We start from the raw sequence: 18578 nt of genomic DNA, 5'->3' as shown, positions 1-18578 counted from the left end.
TCTCCTCCCGGCCATGTGCGGAATCCGTCGCCGAAGTGCGCCCCTCCTGGCGGAAGTCACGGCTCCAGCCGGTCCGGCACCGGATCGTTGAGACACAGCTCGAGTTCCGGCGGCCGGTATTCCGGATCCTTGTCGTAGCGTTCTTTGGCCTGCACGGACAGGAACTCGTTCCCGTCGAGCCGGCCCTTGTCGTCCTTCGCCCGGCCGATGGGCCGGTGCAGCGGCTTGGCGAGTCGGTACAGCGCCGTCCGCGAGGGGTGCAGATCGCCCATGGGGTCCGGCTGCACACGGAAGTCGATGACCTCGCCCGGTTCCACCTCGCCCGGCCCGGGCGCGCTGAGCGCCTCGACATCGAACTCCAGCCCCCGGCCGCGCGCTTGCTCGACCAGCCACAGCAGGGCGATGTCGGACAGCCCTGTCTCTTTGTATCCGCCACCGACATCACAGTGCGACCCGGCGAACCACACCTGCTTCAGCTCCTGGCCCTGCTCGGCGGCGCCGGGCTGCTGGTGCCACAGCGTCGGCTGGAACGCCGAGCGCTGTTCGTCGATGGCCAGCGCGTGGAAGGCCCCCTTGACCCACTTGCTCAACGTGGTGTCGTGGAACTCCCAGCGGTGGTTGAACTGTTTGACGACCGGCCCGAGCCATCCGGGGCCCAAAGCCGGAATGCCCAGGGCACCGACCGTGTCCCACACTCCGATGAAGTCGATGTACGTCTCGTGCGCGTACGAGCGGCGGAACAACGCGGAGGCAGCGCCGCTCGGCCTCTCGGTTCGGTCGCGGTAGAGGGCCCACGCCTCCTCGACCCGGGCGGCCTGGTCATGGCGCAGGACGCCACAGTTGCGCACCAGGCCCGCCAGGCTGCGAGCGGTGAACGCGCCCCGGCTGAAGCCGAAGAGGAACAGCTCGTCGTCGGGTTCGTACGTCTCGACGAGGAAGCGGTACGCGTCGATGACGTTCCGGGACAGGCCGACGCCGAACGCGCCGCCGCGCAGACGCTCCGTCCGGCGGGTACCGACACCGCCGTGGTAGTAGACGCGCTGGTCCTTCCCGCCGGCAGGCCCCGAGTGCACGGACAGGGCGACCTTGCTGACGTTGGTCTTGCTGGGCTGGTCGGCGAAGTTCCACGTTCCGTCGCAAGCGACGACCAGACGCTTGGCCATGACCACCCCTCCTACAGGAGTGAAGGAGGTACTCCCGTCCCGTCGAGAGCGCACAGAGCCGACGCGTGGCTGTGGACAGAACGCGACCTCTTCACCGGGTCACGCGCCGCGCTGTCCGTCCAACAGGCGCCAGTTCCATTTTTCCACCGCACCGTGGACCTCGCCATACGACGAGATCCAGGACGAGATGAGCACGTCGAGGCGTGAGCCGCTCGGGAGACACCGCCCGCTCGGTCACGCGTCCGCGGACTCCGCTCGGCTGTCCGCGGACTCCAGGCTGAGCATGGCCCTCTCGTCCTGGCTGCCCGGGGCCGCCTGGTAGACCACCATGCGCTGGCCGCCGGTCCGGGCCAGCCGCATCACCTCGTAGGTCAGGGTCATCGGTCCGGCCTTGGGGTGCCGGAAGGACTTCTGCCCGCCACCGCGTTCGCAGACGTCGTACCGCTCCCACAGTCGCGCGAACTGCGGTGATTTCAGCATCAGTTCGCCGACGAGTGCGGTCAGTTCGGGATCATCGGTATCGGCCCCGGCGACCGCCCGCAGATGCGCCACCGACAGGGCGACGGTGTCCTCCCACGGCTCGTAGAGCGTCCGGCCGACCGGGTGGAGGAAGACGTAGCGGGTCAGGTTGCGCTGGTCCTCCGGCCAGCCCCAGAGCCCGGGCAGCAGCCGTCGGCCGGGCGGGTTGGCGGCAAGTACGCGGTTGTAGCGGCTCACCACATAGGCGGGCAGCGGTCGCACCGACTCCAGCATCCGCAGGACCGAGTCGCGGACGGTGTTCTGAGGGCAGGCCGGCAGCTCGGAGAACCGGCCGGAGGCCAGTTCCGCGAGCTCGTGCAGACGCTCGTAGGCGTCACCACGCAGCCGCAGGGCGCGGCCGAGGGCGTCCACGACGGCAGGGGAGGGGTTGGTCTCCCGCCCGCGCTCCAGGCGGATGTAGTAGTCGACGCTCACACCGGCCAGCGCGGCCAGTTCCTCACGGCGCAGACCGGGGGTGCGGCGCAGGCCCGCACCGGCCGGGAGACCGACATCCTCCGGACGCACCTGCGCCCTGCGGGCTTTGAGGTATCGGCCGAGCTCGGTGCCCCTGGTGCCCACTGCTGCCATACGGCCATTGTCGCAGGTGGTCAAGGAGCGTGGGGGGCCGTGTCAGGGCCCGGAACGCCGCACCCCGGGTCCAGTGCGGTCTGCCCGGTCGCCGCGGAAAGGCGCAGAGTGACTTCCGGAGCGGGCGGCCTGCCCGCCGGAGCCCAGGGGGTGCGAGACACCGGACCGCGGCCCGGCGCGCGGGGCCGCCCGCCCGGTCTCTCTGATAAGCCGTCACTCGCCCAGGAGTCGCACCATGCCGACCACCCCTGCCCCGCTCCCGGCCTCCACTTCCGAGCACGGCCCGAAACCCTCACCGCCCGCGCGGCGACGACAGCCGGACGAGGCCCGCCCTACTGCCGAGCCCGCCCGGACCCCCTCCGCGCCACCGCACGGTGGCGTCGCGTTGCTCGCTTCGCTTCTCGGCTTCACCGTGATCACCATCGACGTCTCAGCCGTGAACATCGCGCTGCCCACGATCCGGGACTCTCTCAGCAGTGACATGTCCGGGTTGCAGTGGGTGGTCGACGCCTACACCCTGATGTTCGCCGCGTGGATGCTCTCCGCGGGAGCCCTCGCCGACCGCACCGGCGCCCGACGCGCCTACGCCTGGGGTGTCGCGCTGTTCACCCTCGCCTCGCTCGGCTGTGCGCTCGCACCCGGCATCGGCGTGCTGGTCGGCGCGCGCGTGGCGCAGGGCGCCGCCGCGGCGGTCGTGATGCCGGCATCCCTGGCGCTGATCCGGCAGGCCTACCCGGACCCCCGGGCGCGGGCCCGCGCCATCGCGCTGTGGACGGTCGGCGGCTCGGTGGCGATGGCCGCGGGTCCGGTACTGGGCGGGCTGCTCACCGACTTGGCCGGCTGGCGGGCGGTCTTCCTGCTCAACCTCCCCGTGGGCGCGGTGATCCTGGCCCTGCTCATCCGGGTACCGCGCTCCCCGCGCCGGCCCGCCGCCCTGGACGGCGGCGGCCAGCTCACCGCCGTACTGGCCCTGGCCGGGCTGGCCTTCGCGGTGATCGAGGGCGGCCACCTGGGCTGGACCAGCGGCCCTGTGCTGGCCGCCGCCGCGCTCGCCCTCGCCTCCGCGTGCGCCTTCTGCGTGGTGGAGGCCCGGCACCGCCACCCCATGGTCCCCCCGGCCATGCTGAGGGACCGCAGCGTGGCCGTCGCGCTCGCGGTCGGTTTCGCCGTCAACGCCGCCTTCTACGGCGGGGTCTTCCTGCTCGGGCTGTACTACCAGCAGTTGCGCGGAATGTCGGCCATCGCGGCCGGGCTGATGTTCGTCCCCATGTCGGCAGTGGTGACGGCCACCAACCTGGTGTCCCCGCGCCTGTCGGAGCGGATCGGGCGACGTCCGGTGATCGTCACCGGGCAACTGGTCTTCATCTCGGCGATGCTGGCCATGCTGCCCCTGGCCGCGCACACCCCGGTATGGCTGGTGCTCGTCCTGCTGCTGCCCCTGAGCATCGGCGGTGCGCTCGCGGTGCCCGCGCTGACCGCGCTGCTCATGGACGCCGTTCCGCCGGAGCGGGCCGGAACCGCCTCCGGACTGCTCAACTCCCTTCGCCAGACCGGCGGTGCGCTTGCCGTCGCCCTCTTCGGCGGCCTGCTCTCCGGCCCCGGCGGCGACTTCTCCCTCCCGGGCATGCGCATCGGCCTCCTCACCGTCGCAGTCCTCCTCGTCGCCACCGCAGCCCTGGCTCGCCTCCTCCTGCCCCGCGGCTGACCTCACCACCCGTCGTGGGACTCCCATGAGGTAAGGGCCTCAGCGGCGGCTATTGCGCGGCATCTGCCAGTTGGCGGACCCGGGTGGCCACCTCGCCCCATATGGGCTCGGGGAGATCGTGGCCCACGCCGGGCAGGGTGACCAGGCGAGCGCCGGGGATGCGGGCCGCGGTCGCGCGGGCTGCGCTCATCTTGATCAGCGGGTCGCCGTCGCCGTGCAGCACCAGGGTGGGCTTGGCGATGGTACTGATCGCGGGACCGTGCCACTGGGCGCCGATCTGGCGACTCTGCGCCTCCGCGTCCTGGATGCCGGTGTCGGCGATCCGCTCGGCGGTCGCCCGCGCGGCCCGCTCGTCGAACGGGTGGCCGGGCGAGGAGATCAGCCGGGCCAGGGCGACGCTCGCCTCGACGGCGCCCTCCGGTGTCGCCGGAAACTTCATCCGCGACAGCTTCGCCAGCGTCCCCGTGCGCAGATACCGCAGCGTGGCCAGCCCCTTGGCGTCGCCCGGTACGGCCGACATCGAGGTGAGGCTGCGGACGCGTTCGGGGTGGCGGATCGCGATGCGCTGGACGATGGCGCCGCCCAAGGACGTTCCGAACAGATGGGCCGAGTCCCAGCCGAGGCCGTCCATGACGGCGATGGCGTCGTCGGCCATGTCCTCGGCGGTGTAGGCCTCACCGCGTTTCCCGAACAGCGCGGCGAAGGGATTGCGGGTGGTGCTGGGCGGCAGGTGGGTGGACTGGCCGCCGTCGCGCTGGTCGTAGCGGGCCACGGCGAACCCCTGCTCGGCGAGCATGTGGCACAACCCGTCCGGAATCCACTGGCGCGCGGCACCCAGACCGACGACCAGGAGCAGGGGGTCCCCGTCGCCGCCCGCGGCCAGTTGGTCGTAGGCCAGCCGCACCTTGCCGTTCTCGGCCCAGCGGACGGGGGTCCAGGCCGGTGACGACGGCTCATTCATGGCGCCTCCTGATACTGCGATCGGTGTTCGCACTATTAGGATAGGCCACGTGACGAGGCGAAGAACAGGAGACCCGGTGGCCGAAGAGCCGGTGACCGTGTGGGAACGGCCCGAACGCGGAGCCCGTGGGCCCGCACCCGAGCGCAGCCGCGCCCAGATCGCCGCAGCCGCTGTCGAACTCGCCGACGCCGAGGGCCTCGCGGCGGTGTCCATGCGGCAGGTGGCCGCCAAACTGGCCACCGGACCGGCCTCCTTGTACCGCTATCTCGCCGACCGTGACGAACTGCTGGACCTCATGACGGACGCCGTGGCGGGAGAGGTCGACCTCACCACCCCGCTCAGCGGTGACCCCGTCGAGGATCTGCTGGCCCTCGCCGTCCGGTCAAAGGAGGTTCACCTGCGCCACCCGTGGCTTCTGGACATCCCCACCGAACCGCTCCGCCTCGGACCCAACGGCCTCGACCACCTCGAGTACGCTCTGTGCGCGCTGGCCCCCACGTCCCTGTCCGAGCAGTCGAAAATGCAGACCATCGGCCTGCTGAACGCACTCGTGGCCCAGTTCGCCCGAGCCGAGCTGGGCGGGCGACGCTCTCCCACGGACCGACAAAGGGCCCAGGCCGCCTACCTGATGAAGGCGGCCGCCACGGGACGCCACCCGCTCGTAGCCGAGGCCTTGACCGGCCAAGCGGCCTCCGACGCCGCCTCCCGGCCCCAGACCCAGTTCATGCCGCTCCTGCACCGAGTGCTCGTCGGTCTGACCAGCTGAACCACCCAACAGCTCGCGGGCGGCCCCAGCGCCGGGGCGCAGCCCATGCGTCAGTCATTTCCGGAGAAGCCCAAGGTGTCGTACAACAGGTTGCAGCGGGCCGTGCTGGTCAGAGGCGCGGTCGTGCCCAGGCACACATAGGCCCCGGCGTAGTCGACATAGCCGGACCACGCCCACGAGGTGGCCCCGGAGGTGCTGACCGTGTCCGTGGCACGCAGGATCTGACGGTCGACGCCCTCACCGGGGTACTCGTAGACCACCCACAACCGCGCTGCCACGCCGTCGCCGTTGACCAGGTCCTTGACCCAGTTCTGTCCCGTGTTGGTCTCGAAGTAGCCGCTGTCCTCGTCGTAGCAGAAGCTGGCCCGCCCGGACGCGCCGTTCGCGCCCGAGGAGTTCCGCACGTAGTCGACCTCGTCGTAGCAGATCGTCCTGGCACTGGCCTGCGGTGCCGTCAGCATCAGCGAAGCGCCGGCCATCAGCACGGCCGCAGACGCCGCCACCTTCGTTTGCCGGCGTATGGGGAGCTTCCTCATTCGTTGTCTCTCCTTCGGCAGTGGTCTCGCTGTCGCATTGGAAGCGGGCGAGGCCCATGAACGCGTCGGACGGGAACGTGCTGTTCACGGTGCCGGAAGGGGTGTCGGCAAACCTTCGGAATAGCTTGATTCCGTCTGGAATCGCAGGTGGGTGGCGCCCAGAGTGTGGCGTGGAGACGATCGGGGCGTCGCAGGAGGTGTGATGGCCATCCGCTTCGCAATCCTGGGGACCATCGAGGCACGGCGGGACGGGGTCGCCATCGATGTGGGACATGCGATGCAGCGGCGAGTGCTGGCGGCGTTACTCGTCGACGCGGACCAGGCGGTGTCGGCCGACGCCCTGGTGGACCGGGTGTGGGGAGACGCCGAGCCGGTGTACGGCCGACGGAAGCTGTACGGATACGTCTCCCGGCTGAGGCGTGCACTGGCGGCCGACGGTACGTCCATCACGCGGGAGCGGGGCGGCGGCTACCGGCTCGCGGTCGAACCGTCGGTGGTCGATGTGCACCGTTTCCGCGAACTGTCGGGCCGGGCCCGAAAGGCGGGCAGTGACGGGCAGGCCGAGGCTCTGTGGCGGGAAGCCCTGGCTCTGTGGCGAGGCAGCGCGTTCGCCGGGGTGGACACCCCGTGGTTCAACGCACAGCGCCACCTCCTCGACGGCGAGCGGCTGGCCGCCCAGCTGGAGCTGGTCGATGTGCGGCTGCGCCTGGCACAGCACGACGGGATGGTGAGCGAGCTGGCCGCCCGGGCCGAGGCGTATCCGCTCGACGAACGGGTGATCGGGCAACTGATCCTGGCCCTGTACCGGTGCGGACGGCAGGCCGAAGCGCTGGAGGCGTACGAGCGCGCCCGGCGCCGGCTCGCCGACGAGCTCGGTGTCGACCCCGGGGCGGCGCTGCGGCGGCTGTACGAACGGATCCTCGCCGGCGACCCGGAGCCGGCCGCGCCCCGCTCCGCCGCACCGCCCGCCACCGCGAAACCGGCCGCCAAGAGCGGCACGGTGGCGGCCCCGCCGATGGCACGCCAGCTCGTACCCCGGCTCCTCCCCGCGGACCTGTCACTCTTCGTCGGCCGCGAGGACGAGGTGGACGAGGCGCGCCGACTGCTCGGCGAAGAACGGCCCGGTCCCGTGACGTTGCTGGTCACCGGCGCCGCCGGGGTGGGCAAGACCGCCTTCGCGGTCCGTACGGGGCACCTGCTCGCCTCCCGCTTCCCGGACGGTCAGCTCCACGCGGATCTGCGGGGCTTCGGTGACGAGCCGGCCGAGCCGTTCACGGTCCTCGGCACCTTCCTCCGCGCGCTCGGCATCCCCGGCGGCACCGTGCCCGCGGAGCTGACCGACCGTGTCCACCTCTACCGCACCCTGCTGGCAGGGCGGCGGATGCTCGTCGTCCTGGACAACGCCGCCAGTGCCCAGCAGGTGAGTGACCTCCTGCCCAGCGGTGTGGGCTGTGCCGCCGTCGTCACCAGCCGGACGACCATGGCGGAGGTGAGCGGACGCCGGCTCCCCCTGGGCGTACTGGACAGCGCGACGGGGCTCGACCTGCTGCGCGAGATGCTGGGCCGGGACCGGACCGACGCCGAGTTGGACCCGGCCCGCTCCATCGTGGAGACCTGTGGTGGCCTTCCCCTGGCGGTGTGGGTCGCCGGTGCCCGGCTGGCCGCCCGACCGCACTGGCCCCTGGCCAAGGTGGCGCGCGCCCTCGCCGACGAGCAGCGCAAGCTCGACGAACTGGCCGTCGGCCACATCGCTGTGCGGGCCAGCCTCGAACTGACCTACCAGCAGATGACCCCGGCGACACAGTGCGCTCTGCGGATGATCGCCCTGCTGCCCGGGCCGAGCTTCGCCGCCTGGGCACTGGCAGCGCTGCTGGACGCGGGCCTGCCCGAGGCGGAGGCCGTCCTCGACGACTTGGTCGAAGTACACCTGGTGCAGATCAGTTCGGCGAACGCCACCGGAATCCGCTACCAACTGCACGACCTGGTGAGGCTGTTCGCCAGGGAGCGCGCGGAGCAGGACCTCCCGGAGCAGGACCGCACGGCCGCGCTCACCCGGTTGCTCGGCGCGAGCCTGCACCTCGCCGACCGCGCCGCGGACACCCTCAGCGTCGACTTCCAAGGCATCTCACAGCTGGACCTGGCCTCCTGGCGGCTGCCCGCCGCCGAGGCCGATCAACTGCTCGCCGATCCGCTGACCTGGTTCAACGACGAACGCCAGTTCCTCATCGACGTGGCAGAGCAGGCGCTGGACGAGACGGACGGCGTCGCACCCGCGGCCGGACTGGCCACCGCCCTCACGACCCTCTTCCAGGTCGGCAGCCACTTCGACGACTGGGAGAGGCTCCAGAACCGGGCACTCAAAGCGGCCCTGAGCAGCGGCGACCGGCACAGCGCCGCGAAGGTCCACCGTTGCCTCGGCGAACTCACCACCATCCTCGACCGCTATCCGGAAGCACGGGACCACTTCGAACAGGCCCTGCGGCTCGCCGAGGGGCAGGGACCCACGTACCGGGCCAGTGCCACGGCCGGACTGGCCTATGTGCACCGGCTCCTCGGCCAGTACACCTCGGCCGTGTTCCACTTCGAGGAGGCCGCCGAGCTGGCCGAATCGGCAGGCAACGTCAACTGTCTCGTCTACGCGACCAACGGCCTCGGCGTCATCGACCTCGAGCAGGGCCGTGTCGAAGCCGCTGCCGCCCGGTTCACGAAGTGCCTTCGGGTCAGCCGGGTCGCCGGCTACCGGCCGGGGGAGGCCCAAGCCCTGCGATGTCTGGGCCAGAGCCATCGCGCACTCGGCGCCTACCCGGCTGCCGCCGAAGCGTACCGGCAAGCCGTGGCGATCAGTGAGGACCTCGGAGACCACCTCAGTGCCACACACGCCACGTGCTGGCTCGGGGACGTCCTGGTCCGGCAGGGCGAGCATCGGGAAGGCCGCCGCCTGCTGTCCAGAAGCCTGTGGAGCTACCGGGAATTCGGCAACCTCTGGGGCGAGGCGGCGACGCTGTACGCGCTCGCCGAGGCCCACCTCGCGGTGGGCCGTTCGGCAGCCGCCCGCAGACGCGCCGAAGCCGCCGTCAGCCTCTGGAGACAGATCGGCTCCAGCAGGTGGCTGGCCGTCGGCCTCGACACCCTGGCCAAGGCACACGCCCTGGCCGGCGATCACACGGCCGCGGACCGTGCCCGCGCCGAGGCCGAGAAGGTACGGACGGCTTGAGCGAGCCCGCCTCTTCGCCGGGGGAGACGTGCCCAACGGCCGGACCAGGATCCCTAAGCCAGGATCTCGACGTACCCGTCCGTTCCGTGCACGCGGATCCGCTGCCCGTCCCGGATCAGCCGGGTGGCCTGCTCCACGCCCACGACGGCCGGCAGACCGTACTCCCGGGCGATCACCGCGCCATGGGTCATCAGGCCGCCCACCTCCGTCACCAGGCCGGTGATCCCGACGAACAAGGGCGACCAGCTGGGATCCGTGTAGGCCGTGACCAGGATGTCGCCCGCTTCAAGATCAGCATCCGCCATGTCGAGGATGACCCGCGCCCTTCCTTCGACGGTCCCGGCGGAAACGGGAAGGCCGGCCAGGGCGCCGGCCGGCACGTCGTCGCGCCGGTACGACCCCGTGACGGCCTCACCCTCCGACGTGAGGACCCGGGGCGGTGTGAGCGCCTGGTACGACCGGAACGCGTCCTTACGCTGCCGGATGAGTTCGTCATCCACCCGGTGTGAGCGCACCACGTCGTGGAGCTCCTGGAACGTGAGGTAGAAGATGTCCTCCTTCTCAGGAAGCACGTCGGCCTGCACGAGGCGCTCGGCTTCCCTCAGCAAGGCCTGCTTGTACACGAAATAGCGCCTGACGATGCCGTACTTCGGGTATTCGCGGTACCCGATAAAGGTCCTGACCCGGTCGATCATCCGCTTGGTCTCGTCGGCCTTCCGGTCACCGTCCGGCAGGGCCCGCAAGCGTGCCAGCACGTCCTGTTCTTTCTGCTGCGCCTTCTCACGCCCTTGTTCGAAGCGTCGGCCGGCGGCGCCCGGCTCGAAGTTCCTGACGTTGTCGAGGATCACGGGCACGAGCGTGGTGGGGCGCTCGCGCCAACGGGGCCTCGTGATGTCGATCTCGCCGACGCAGCGCATGCCGTACCGGTCGAGGTAGGCCTCGATGGCGTCGCGTGCCTCGGTCCCGCCCGCGAGCTTCGCCAGCTCGTCCAGGAAGCCTTCGTCCTCGACGCTTTGCAGGAACGCCACCACGTCCGGATGAGGGCGGATCACGTCCGCGACGTCCAGCAGCGCCAGACCCATTTCCGACGTGATGTTGTCGGGAGCGGACAGCGTGAGTGTGTCAGCCGCGTTCTTCTCGCCCAGCCATGCATGCAGCTTGTCGTTGAGCCACCAGGTGGCCTGCATCCCGGCCATGATCACCTGCATGCTCAGAGGGTCACTGAGGACGCGCTTGTGCTCGTCGAAGGCCTCCAGCAGGAAGTCGAACAGCGCGGGTCCGGACTTCGTCCGGATGTCGCGTTCCAGGGCGGCGACGGACGCCTCGTTGCGTTCGATCAGCTCGGTGACGATGGCCGGATCGGTTTCGATCGAGGTGGGCGCGGTGCCGACCGGCGGCCCGCCCGGATCCGCGTCCGGGAGAGCCGGGACGAAATCGTCGAGTTCGAGGACCGTCTCCAGAGCGTCCCTGACCAACGGGTCGCCCCTGCCCACGACGTCCAGGAGGCCGGCCCGGCTCGCGGGTGAGGCCAGGCGCCGGGTGACGTCGACGAACAGCCTCCCGCCGGCCTGGTGCATCGGCGCCATGGCCGTCAGCTGCCACATGGAGAGCCCCAGGGGCTTCATGGGGTCGGTCATCATCTGCTGGTGACCGACGGAGACGTAGACGTGATTCTCCTGATCGCCGGTTTCCGGGATGGGGAACAGCGTCGTGATCGGCCGGCTCTGAACGATCTGGAAGCCGTCCTCGGCCAGGCACCATTCGATGTCCTGCGGACGGCCGAAGTGCGCTTCGATCCGCCGTCCGAGTTGCACGAGCTGCACGACCTGCGTATCCGTCAGCGCGGGCTGCTCCTGCCGCCGTGAGTCGACCGCCACTTCCTGGGTCCCGCCCGCCGGCAGGGCATGGACGGCACGCTGTTTGGCGGCGATCGCCTTGGCGACGACTTCGCCGCCTCGCACCTTGAAGACGTCCGGGTTCACCAGGCCGGAGACCAGGGCCTCGCCGAGCCCGAAGCCGGCGTCCACGGTGGCGACCTTCCGGTTGCCCGTCACCGGGTCGGCCGTGAACAGGATGCCGGCCGCACGGGGGAGGACCATCCGCTGCACGACGACGGCCATATGAACAGCGCGGTGGTCGATGCCGTTCCTCTGACGGTAGGTCACGGCCCGTTCGGTGAACAGCGAGGCCCAGCACCGGCTGACGTGCCGGAGGATCGCCGTCGATCCCACGATGTTCAGGTACGTGTCCTGCTGGCCGGCGAACGAGGCCGTCGGCAGGTCCTCTGCCGTCGCGCTGGACCGGACGGCGTAAGCGGCTTGCTCACCGAACCGGGCGAGTGCCCGGGTGATCGCCGCCGCCAGATCGTCCGGGATGGCAACCGCCTCGACGGCCCGGCGGAGCCGCGCGCTGAGCGTGCGGATCTCCTGCCGGTCATCCGGGTTCAAGCGCGAGAGCCGGTCGAGCAGATCGTCGACCGACGGGGCTTCCGCCATGATCCGCCGGAAGGCGGCCGTCGTCACGCAAAAGCCCCCCGGCACGTGGACGCCCTCGATCCCCGACAGCCCGCCCAGATGCGCACCCTTGCCGCCGACGACCGCGACCTGCGTCTCGTCGATCTCCTGAAGATCCAACACGTACCGGTCCATCACTGCGCCACCTCCGTGCCGGCCGTGCTCGATCGCCCTGCACCGGTTGCCCTCATCACTGGTTCGACGTCACCGCGTCGCCCATGCGTCGACAACGACACACGCACGTCGTGCCCCCACTTTCCGTCGGTTGCGGCCTCGGCGGAGGATTCTGCGCGACGACCCGGGCCTTGCGGCAAGCCCCCCGGCGCGCTATACGTTGAGAGAGGCAAGGAGAGGTCTCTCCTTGCCTTTGTCTTTTGGCCGCGTCCAACCGGATCCGGTGCCTGGCCGAGCTCTGTCGATGTCGACTCCGGCACGACCGCCGGACCCCGTCACGTTGGGGCCGACGGCGATCGGCATCAGATCACGTCGTCCAACTCGGCCTGCATCTCCGCCGCTTCGACGTCCCGCGCGACGGCCTGGGCGAGCAGCATCCGCAGCACGAGCACGATGAGCGCGACTCCCAGGATGGCCACGCCGATGCCGCCCATGATGACGGTGACACCCGGATCGTCCCGCTGGCCCGGCGCGTTGAGGATGGTGACCGCGAACCACATGAGGGCTGCCGTCACGATCGCGCCGATCACGCCGTCCACGTACCGGAAGGCGGCGTGGGAGAACACGGTTCCGCGTCGCACCATCGCCACCAGTCGCCCTACGCAGACCACGGTGACCTGGACCGACGCCATGCCCAGGATCGTGATCACGCGCAGCGGGGTCAGTGGGAGCGATCCGTCCTCCGGGTCGTTCCCACTGACCAACGCCCACACCATCGATGCCTGTACGAACACGGTGCCGACGAGCACCACCACGAGCACGGCGCGCAGCGCACGCACTGTCAGCTTTCCCATGGGCCATCCTTCAATCGACTCGCGATGGGAATCTATCGAATTTCGATAGACCAAGCAAGAGTCGCACGCGACGGAGGCTTCATGCTCGGGGCAGGCGCACGGGCTGCTGAGATGCTCAGGACGGATTGAGGAGGCCCTGCGAAGCCCGGACGGCCTCGCAGGGCGATCGCTCAGAAGGCGACGTCTCCATGAGTCCTGTAGGCGCTCAGGCGCTCAGGCGGCCCGGAGGGCGCTAAGGAGGGCGTCAGGTTCGGGATCGAGCGGCTCACCGGCCCTTCTCGGCGGCCAAGTCGATCAGACCGTGGGCCGTGTTGTCGACGGAGTCGATCCCGGGCATCTCGTCGGTGGCGGTCTCGGCGCTGCGGGGGAACATGGCCTGCTCGTACTCGGTGAGCGCCGTCTCGACGTCGTCGGGGTGCGCGGCGAGGGCTTCACCGAGTTCGGCGCCGTCGAGCATGGCCAGGTTGGCGCCCTCGCCGTTGGGAGCCGAGAGATGGGCGGCGTCGCCGAGCAGCGTCACCCCCGGCACCCGCTCCCACCGGTGCCCGGGCGGCAGAGCGTAGAGGGGGCGCAGAACGGGCGCGACGTCGCTGTCGGTGATCAGAGCGGTGAGCTCCGGCGCCCAGCCGTCGAATTCCTCCGCGATCCGCGCGGTGGCTGAGGCGGCATCGGCGAAGTCGATGGCGGCGAACCATTCCTGCGGCCCGGACAGCCCCAGGTAGGCGTGCAGAGTGTCGTCCTTCTCCCGGTGAGCGAAGATCTCCCTGCCCGGCGAAGGCGCGATCATCATCCCGCCGCCGACCGCTTTCGCGGCCGCCGGGTGCCGCGTGCCGGCGTCGAACAGGTAGGTCTCGACAACCGACTTACCGATGTACTCGGGGGTGGCGGTCGACAGCAGCGGCCGGACCCGCGACCACGCGCCGTCCGCGCCGACCAGCAGACTGGTGACGACGGTGCCGCCGTCGGCGAACGTCACCTCGTGGCGCCCCTCCCCGAGGGCACGGGTGCGGCTGACTTTGTGCCCCCACCGCACGGTGCCCGCCGGGAGTGAGTCGAGCAGCACCTGTCGCAGGTCGCCGCGCTGTACCTCGGGGCGTCCGCCTGTGCCGTCGTCGGCTTGGTCGAGCAGGACGGTCCCGTCCCGGTCGAGGACCCGCAGCGCCTGTCGCCCCTCCAGAACGATGGCGTGGAACTCGTCCATCAGCCCGGCGGCCTTGAGCGCGAGCTGCCCGTTGTAGTCGTGGATGTCGAGCAATCCGCCCTGCGCGCGTGCCGAGGGGGAGGACTCCGACTCGTAGACCGTGACCGGGATCCCGTGTATGTGCAGGACGCGGGCGAGCGTGAGTCCGCCGAGGCCGGCGCCGATGATGGTGACTGGGGTGTGCATGGTGGCTCCTTCGGAATCGGGCCGCCCGGTGCGTTCCGGCCGGCCGTCTCCGGAAAGGTGCCAGCCCCCGCTGACGAGTCACCGACATCCGACCGACATCCCCCGACAGGGCACCGACACAGCTCGTTCTGCGTGGTCCGGTCAGCGGGGAAGGCCTCCCCATCAGATGCCGCCGCTGAAGGCGTACGCAGGTGGGACTGGCTCGCCCGGCGGAGGTCCGCGCGCGCCCGCCCATCGACGGCTCGACGGCGGACCGGGGCCGTCACCACACCCGGCGGCGTCGATGGTGGCCACCGCGTAGTCGCACACACCTGTGGGCCCCGGGTGCCCCCGGGGCCCACAGACTGACTGCTGATGAGTGGGTTACCAGCGATACCAGCGGCCCTTGCGGCCGCCTGTGCCCGCGCTGCGCATCACGAAGCCCAGCAGCCAGACGACCAGCACGATGACGGCGAGCCACCACAGTGCCTTCAGCGCGAAGCCCGCACCGAAGAGGACCAGCGCCAGAAGCAGGACGAGAAGCAGGGGAACCATAGTTATCAACCTCCGTCGGTCCTCGTGCCCGTCGATTCGGAGAACATACAGCCGATCTACCTGGTTTCTTCACTCTTCTTGCGGGAACTGGGCCCAGTTTCGTCACCACCGTTCACCCCGCGAGCGGGGAGCGCCCGGCCGGCCGTTACCGGCATGGCGCCCAGCCCCCTGTTCGGGCGCAAGATTGACGCTCACCCGCGTGGCGTCGTGTTCCATGACGTCAGGCGGGTGAGCATGTGCGGACCCAGCCCCCTTCCCGCACGAGGCGATGCGATGCCCGACCGCGCTGACAGTGGCGGCCCCGACGGCGTCGCGCCAAGGGCAGTCGTGCGGCGTCAGCCACCTGAGCAGTGGCTGTTCAGCGGCATCTACGGACTGGTGCTGGCCAGCGCCCTGGTGGCCGCGCTGGACGCCGGGGGCGAGGAAGCCGACCCCGGTGCGGACACACTGTGGCTGCTGCTCACCGCGCTGGCGTCCAGTGCCGCCCATGGGTACGCGCACGTGATCGCCCAGCGTGCGTCCGGTGACGGGGCAGCCACCACGAGCAGACTGCGGTCGGTGCTCACCGAGTGGCCACTGGTCGTCGCCGTGCTGCCCACGGTGGGGCTGCTGCTTGCCTCGGTAGCAGGGTGGTGGACGGAGGAGGCAGCCGCAGACGCGGCCTTGCTGTTCAACACCACCGCGCTGTTCGCCCTGGGCACTTGGGCCGCCCGCACCGCTGGGCACGGATGGCCGTCCTCGTGTCTGGCAGGTGCCCTCGACATGCTGATCGGCCTAGTGATCATCTTGGCGAATTCTCTGATCCATTAGTGCGGCCGTAGGGTGCACGGAACTCGCTGTCGAACAGCGCTCGGTGCGGCAAGGGCATGCCCGTGCGCAGGAGCAGTCCGAGGCGCATGCTGAGAGACGGGGCCTTTCCGCTTCCGCCTTCCAGAACCCAGGAGCAGATCATGCCCTCCCTGCATTTCCATGTGAACTCCTCGATGAGCCCCTCAGAGGTGATGGGGGTACTGACCAACTTCAGCCCCTCACGAGTCGAGCAGTGGCCTTCCATCGACGCCGAGCACTTCCAGGTCCATGAACGGGGCGAGACCTGGGCTGAGGTAACTGAGGGGAACGACAAGTCGTGGGAGCACGCACGCTATGAATGGGACCCGTCACAGAACAGGGTCACCGTCACCACGCACGACTCGACGCCCTTCGGGTCTGGTGGGTGGAGTTTCCAGATGACGCCCACGGACGACGGCACCCGCGTCGACGTCGAACTCGAACGGCATCCCAGCTCGTTCAAGGCGAAAATGCTCTCACCGATCATTCCCTTCGCCGGGCCGGTGTTCCGCAAGTCCTTCAAGGAACCCCTGAAGACCGTGTAGCCACGTTCTGTCCACGGCGCGCGAGCGATGACGGCGCCGTTCAGCGCGGCTGGTCGGTGGACTCCGTCGCCTGGACGGGAGTGACTGCCAGGCTGGCGAGGAGCTTGAGCCGGTCTTCGGAGGTGGTGCCCGGTTCGGCGGTGTAGAGGGTCAGGTCGTGCATGGCCCGGTGGGACAAGGGCAGGTCCAGGGACTGGTAGGTCAGCTCCAGGTCGCCGACCTCGGGGTGCCGCAGCCGTTTGACGCCGTCGTGGCGGATGCGGACGTCGTGCGCGGCCCATTGGCTGCGGAAGTCGGGACTGAGCGTGGACAGCTCACCGATGAGTCCGCGCAGGGACCGGTCGTGCGGCTCGCGTCCGGCTTCCGCGCGCAGCAGCGCGGCGGTGGCGACGGCGGCGGCGTCCCAGTCGACGAAGAACCGCCGGGCGCCCGGATCGAGGAAGATGTAGCGGGCGATGTTGGGCCGGCCGTGCTGGCCGGTGGTCTCGCTTTCGAAGACCGGCGCGTGCAGGGCGCGGGCCAGAGGGTTGCTGGCGATGACGTCCTGGCGGCCGTTGCGCACGAAGGCGGAGGACAGCGTCATGGAGTCGAGCAGCCACTGGACGCGGGGCGGGACCGCGACATCCTTGCGGCGCGACGGTGTGCGGCTGGCGGGCCGGGCCGCGCGGGCCAGGTCGAACAGGTAGGTACGTTCGTCCTCGTCCAGCTGAAGGGCCTGGGCGACCGCGGCGAGCACGTCCTCGGAGACGCCGCTGATGTGGCCTTTCTCCAGGCGGGTGTACCACTCGGTGCTCACCCCGGCCAGCACGGCGACCTCCTCGCGCCGCAGCCCGGGCACCCGGCGCCGGCCGCTGGTGGGCAGCCCGGCCTGCTCCGGGGGGATCTTCGCGCGGCGGCTGGCGAGGAAATCACGGATCTGCGTGCGGTGATCGGTGCGGTCGTCGGGGCTCGGGTCCATGTCCTCCACGGTAACCACCTGCTCGCACAGAGGGAGGTCGAGTTTGTACCCCCCATAAACGCGACCTTCCTCAAGCGTGGGGCGGCTTGTTCCCTGGGTGACGTACCCCGATCACGACCTCCAGGGAGATGAACCTTGAGTACGCGAGGAGTAACCCTCCACGCTCCTGCCGAGACCGTACGGGCTGAAGACCCCCAGCCTCCGTCCGCCCGGCTGCCGCTCGTCGTGTACGTGCTCGCGCTCGGCACGTTCCTGATGGGCACCACTGAGTTCGTCGTCGCCGGTCTGCTGCCGGAGATCGCGGGCGACCTCCAGGTCAGCGTCGCCCGGACCGGACTGATGATCACCGTCTTCGCGGTCGGAATGATCGTCGGCGCGCCGCTGATGGCGATGCTCACGCTGCGGCTGCCCAAGCGGCTGACGCTGATGCTCGCCCTGGGCGTCTTCGCCGCCGGGCACGTCATCGTCGCCCTCGGCTCGAACTTCACTCTGGTCCTGGCGGCACGGTTCCTGACCGCGATCGCCACGGGCGCGTTCTGGGCGGTGGCCAACGTGGCCGCCGCACGCGCCGCGGGCCCTGCCGCCAGTTCCCGCGCGCTGGGCATCGTCGGCGCCGGAGCCATGCTCGCCAACGTCGTCGGTGTGCCGCTGGGCGCGTTCGCCGGACAGCTCATGGGCTGGCGCGGACCGTTCTGGGTGCTGGCGGTCCTCGCCGCCGCGGCCGTCGTGCTGATCGCCCGTACCGTTCCCCACGACGGTGGCGACCAGCAGGCCGTGTCGATCCGGTCCGAGCTGACCGCTCTGCGCTCCGGCCGTCTGTGGCTGGTGCTGGCGGCCTGCGCCACCACGACCGGCGGTGTCCTGGCGGCGTACTCCTACATCTCGCCGCTGCTGACCGACCGGTCGGGGCTCGCGTCCGGGATCGTGCCGCTGGTCCTGGTCGGCTTCGGCCTCGGTGCCCTGGCCGGCTCGCTCGTCGGAGGCCGGCTGGGCGACCGCCGCCCGCACACCGTGACCCTCGTGGCCGCAGCGGGAGCAACCCTCCTGCTGCTCGCGATCTCCGTGCTGGCCGGCTACGCGGTGCCCACCATCATCCTGGTCGCCCTGCTGGGCTTCTTCGGCCTCGGCGCCAACCCGGTGCTGATGTCCCTGGCCGTCCGATTCGCACGCCAGGCACCCGCCCTGGCCTCGGCCCTGACCGTCTCCGCGTTCAACCTCGGCACCGCCATCGGCTCCTGGCTCGCCGGCCTCACCCTTGACACCCCGCTCGGCAGCACCGGCCCTGCCGTGGTCGGCACCGCCGTCTCCGCCCTCACCCTGATCCCGACCACCGCCATCGCCCTCACCCGGCGTCACCGCTCCGCAGCAAGCCGCCTGAGCCACCCCTGACCGA

15 protein-coding genes are annotated in these 18578 nt (G+C 70.4%); 6 read left to right on the top strand and 9 right to left on the bottom strand.

Annotation, left to right across the window (positions count from 1 at the left end; translation table 11 throughout):
- Window positions 1-56: 56 nt before the first annotated feature.
- Window positions 57-1163, bottom strand: coding sequence for a DUF2235 domain-containing protein (locus ABEA82_RS34030; RefSeq protein ID WP_345665593.1), 1107 nt, complete (start codon window positions 1161-1163; stop codon window positions 57-59).
- A 234-nt stretch (window positions 1164-1397) separates the two neighbouring features.
- Window positions 1398-2270, bottom strand: coding sequence for a helix-turn-helix domain-containing protein (locus tag ABEA82_RS34025; RefSeq protein ID WP_345665592.1), 873 nt, complete (start codon window positions 2268-2270; stop codon window positions 1398-1400).
- Window positions 2271-2655: 385 nt separating this feature from the next.
- On the opposite strand from ABEA82_RS34025, the gene ABEA82_RS34020 reads away from it, so the two are divergent.
- Window positions 2656-3975 (top strand): MFS transporter, encoded by a 1320-nt coding sequence (locus ABEA82_RS34020; RefSeq protein WP_425588583.1) that lies wholly within the window; start codon window positions 2656-2658, stop codon window positions 3973-3975.
- A gap of 49 nt (window positions 3976-4024) precedes the next feature.
- Here ABEA82_RS34020 and ABEA82_RS34015 read toward each other — a convergent pair whose 3' ends face one another.
- Window positions 4025-4936 carry an alpha/beta fold hydrolase gene (locus tag ABEA82_RS34015; RefSeq protein WP_345665590.1) on the bottom strand — a complete coding sequence of 304 codons (912 nt, stop codon included), beginning with the start codon at window positions 4934-4936 and terminating at the stop codon, window positions 4025-4027.
- Window positions 4937-4985: 49 nt separating this feature from the next.
- Here ABEA82_RS34015 and ABEA82_RS34010 point away from each other — a divergent pair, with 49 nt between their 5' ends.
- Window positions 4986-5702: a TetR/AcrR family transcriptional regulator gene (locus ABEA82_RS34010; RefSeq protein WP_345665589.1), complete on the top strand. Its 717-nt coding sequence runs from the start codon at window positions 4986-4988 to the stop codon at window positions 5700-5702.
- Between the two features lie 50 nt (window positions 5703-5752).
- On the opposite strand, the gene ABEA82_RS34005 is transcribed toward ABEA82_RS34010, so the two are convergent.
- On the bottom strand, window positions 5753-6238 hold the full coding sequence (locus ABEA82_RS34005) for a hypothetical protein (RefSeq protein ID WP_345665588.1): 486 nt from the start codon (window positions 6236-6238) through the stop codon (window positions 5753-5755).
- A gap of 202 nt (window positions 6239-6440) precedes the next feature.
- Between ABEA82_RS34005 and ABEA82_RS34000 the strand changes: the two genes are divergently transcribed.
- The gene (locus ABEA82_RS34000) at window positions 6441-9452 is read left to right on the top strand and encodes an AfsR/SARP family transcriptional regulator (protein WP_345665587.1); all 3012 of its coding nucleotides are present in this window, start codon (window positions 6441-6443) and stop codon (window positions 9450-9452) included.
- A gap of 53 nt (window positions 9453-9505) precedes the next feature.
- On the opposite strand, the gene rph is transcribed toward ABEA82_RS34000, so the two are convergent.
- The 4 genes from rph to ABEA82_RS33980 form a co-directional block, all read right to left on the bottom strand.
- Window positions 9506-12100, bottom strand: coding sequence for a rifamycin-inactivating phosphotransferase (gene rph, locus ABEA82_RS33995; protein ID WP_425588582.1), 2595 nt, complete (start codon window positions 12098-12100; stop codon window positions 9506-9508).
- Window positions 12101-12441: 341 nt separating this feature from the next.
- Window positions 12442-12933 (bottom strand): DUF2975 domain-containing protein, encoded by a 492-nt coding sequence (locus tag ABEA82_RS33990; RefSeq protein ID WP_345665585.1) that lies wholly within the window; start codon window positions 12931-12933, stop codon window positions 12442-12444.
- Between the two features lie 265 nt (window positions 12934-13198).
- Window positions 13199-14320: an FAD-dependent oxidoreductase gene (locus ABEA82_RS33985; protein ID WP_345665584.1), complete on the bottom strand. Its 1122-nt coding sequence runs from the start codon at window positions 14318-14320 to the stop codon at window positions 13199-13201.
- A 363-nt stretch (window positions 14321-14683) separates the two neighbouring features.
- The gene (locus ABEA82_RS33980; protein ID WP_039931701.1) at window positions 14684-14854 is read right to left on the bottom strand and encodes a hypothetical protein; all 171 of its coding nucleotides are present in this window, start codon (window positions 14852-14854) and stop codon (window positions 14684-14686) included.
- A gap of 273 nt (window positions 14855-15127) precedes the next feature.
- On the opposite strand from ABEA82_RS33980, the gene ABEA82_RS33975 reads away from it, so the two are divergent.
- Complete coding sequence (locus ABEA82_RS33975) at window positions 15128-15664, top strand: hypothetical protein (RefSeq protein WP_345665583.1); 537 nt, start codon at window positions 15128-15130, stop codon at window positions 15662-15664.
- Window positions 15665-15804: 140 nt separating this feature from the next.
- Window positions 15805-16227 (top strand): SRPBCC family protein, encoded by a 423-nt coding sequence (locus ABEA82_RS33970; RefSeq protein WP_345665582.1) that lies wholly within the window; start codon window positions 15805-15807, stop codon window positions 16225-16227.
- 40 nt (window positions 16228-16267) lie between these two features.
- Here the strand turns inward: ABEA82_RS33970 and ABEA82_RS33965 are convergent, their stop codons facing one another.
- A complete protein-coding gene (locus ABEA82_RS33965; RefSeq protein WP_345665581.1) occupies window positions 16268-17185 on the bottom strand; it encodes a helix-turn-helix transcriptional regulator in 918 nt (305 codons plus the stop codon).
- A 135-nt stretch (window positions 17186-17320) separates the two neighbouring features.
- On the opposite strand from ABEA82_RS33965, the gene ABEA82_RS33960 reads away from it, so the two are divergent.
- Window positions 17321-18574, top strand: coding sequence for an MFS transporter (locus ABEA82_RS33960; protein WP_345665580.1), 1254 nt, complete (start codon window positions 17321-17323; stop codon window positions 18572-18574).
- Window positions 18575-18578: the final 4 nt, after the last annotated feature.

This window comes from Streptomyces venetus (genome assembly GCF_039540295.1).
GTDB classification, from domain to species: domain Bacteria; phylum Actinomycetota; class Actinomycetes; order Streptomycetales; family Streptomycetaceae; genus Streptomyces; species Streptomyces venetus.
This window is presented reverse-complemented; position numbering and strand designations above follow the sequence as displayed.

Bases quoted from the DNA above. Each gene is read 5' to 3' on its own strand.
- ABEA82_RS34030 (WP_345665593.1), bottom strand. From the start codon at position 1,163: ATGGCCAAGCGTCTGGTCGTCGCTTGCGACGGAACGTGGAACTTCGCC.
- ABEA82_RS34025 (WP_345665592.1), bottom strand. From the start codon at position 2,270: ATGGCAGCAGTGGGCACCAGGGGCACCGAGCTCGGCCGATACCTCAAA.
- ABEA82_RS34015 (WP_345665590.1), bottom strand. From the start codon at position 4,936: ATGAATGAGCCGTCGTCACCGGCCTGGACCCCCGTCCGCTGGGCCGAG.
- ABEA82_RS34005 (WP_345665588.1), bottom strand. From the start codon at position 6,238: ATGAGGAAGCTCCCCATACGCCGGCAAACGAAGGTGGCGGCGTCTGCG.
- ABEA82_RS34000 (WP_345665587.1), top strand. From the start codon at position 6,441: ATGGCCATCCGCTTCGCAATCCTGGGGACCATCGAGGCACGGCGGGAC.
- rph (WP_425588582.1), bottom strand. From the start codon at position 12,100: ATGGACCGGTACGTGTTGGATCTTCAGGAGATCGACGAGACGCAGGTC.
- ABEA82_RS33990 (WP_345665585.1), bottom strand. From the start codon at position 12,933: ATGGGAAAGCTGACAGTGCGTGCGCTGCGCGCCGTGCTCGTGGTGGTG.
- ABEA82_RS33985 (WP_345665584.1), bottom strand. From the start codon at position 14,320: ATGCACACCCCAGTCACCATCATCGGCGCCGGCCTCGGCGGACTCACG.
- ABEA82_RS33980 (WP_039931701.1), bottom strand. From the start codon at position 14,854: ATGGTTCCCCTGCTTCTCGTCCTGCTTCTGGCGCTGGTCCTCTTCGGT.
- ABEA82_RS33975 (WP_345665583.1), top strand. From the start codon at position 15,128: ATGCCCGACCGCGCTGACAGTGGCGGCCCCGACGGCGTCGCGCCAAGG.
- ABEA82_RS33970 (WP_345665582.1), top strand. From the start codon at position 15,805: ATGCCCTCCCTGCATTTCCATGTGAACTCCTCGATGAGCCCCTCAGAG.
- ABEA82_RS33965 (WP_345665581.1), bottom strand. From the start codon at position 17,185: ATGGACCCGAGCCCCGACGACCGCACCGATCACCGCACGCAGATCCGT.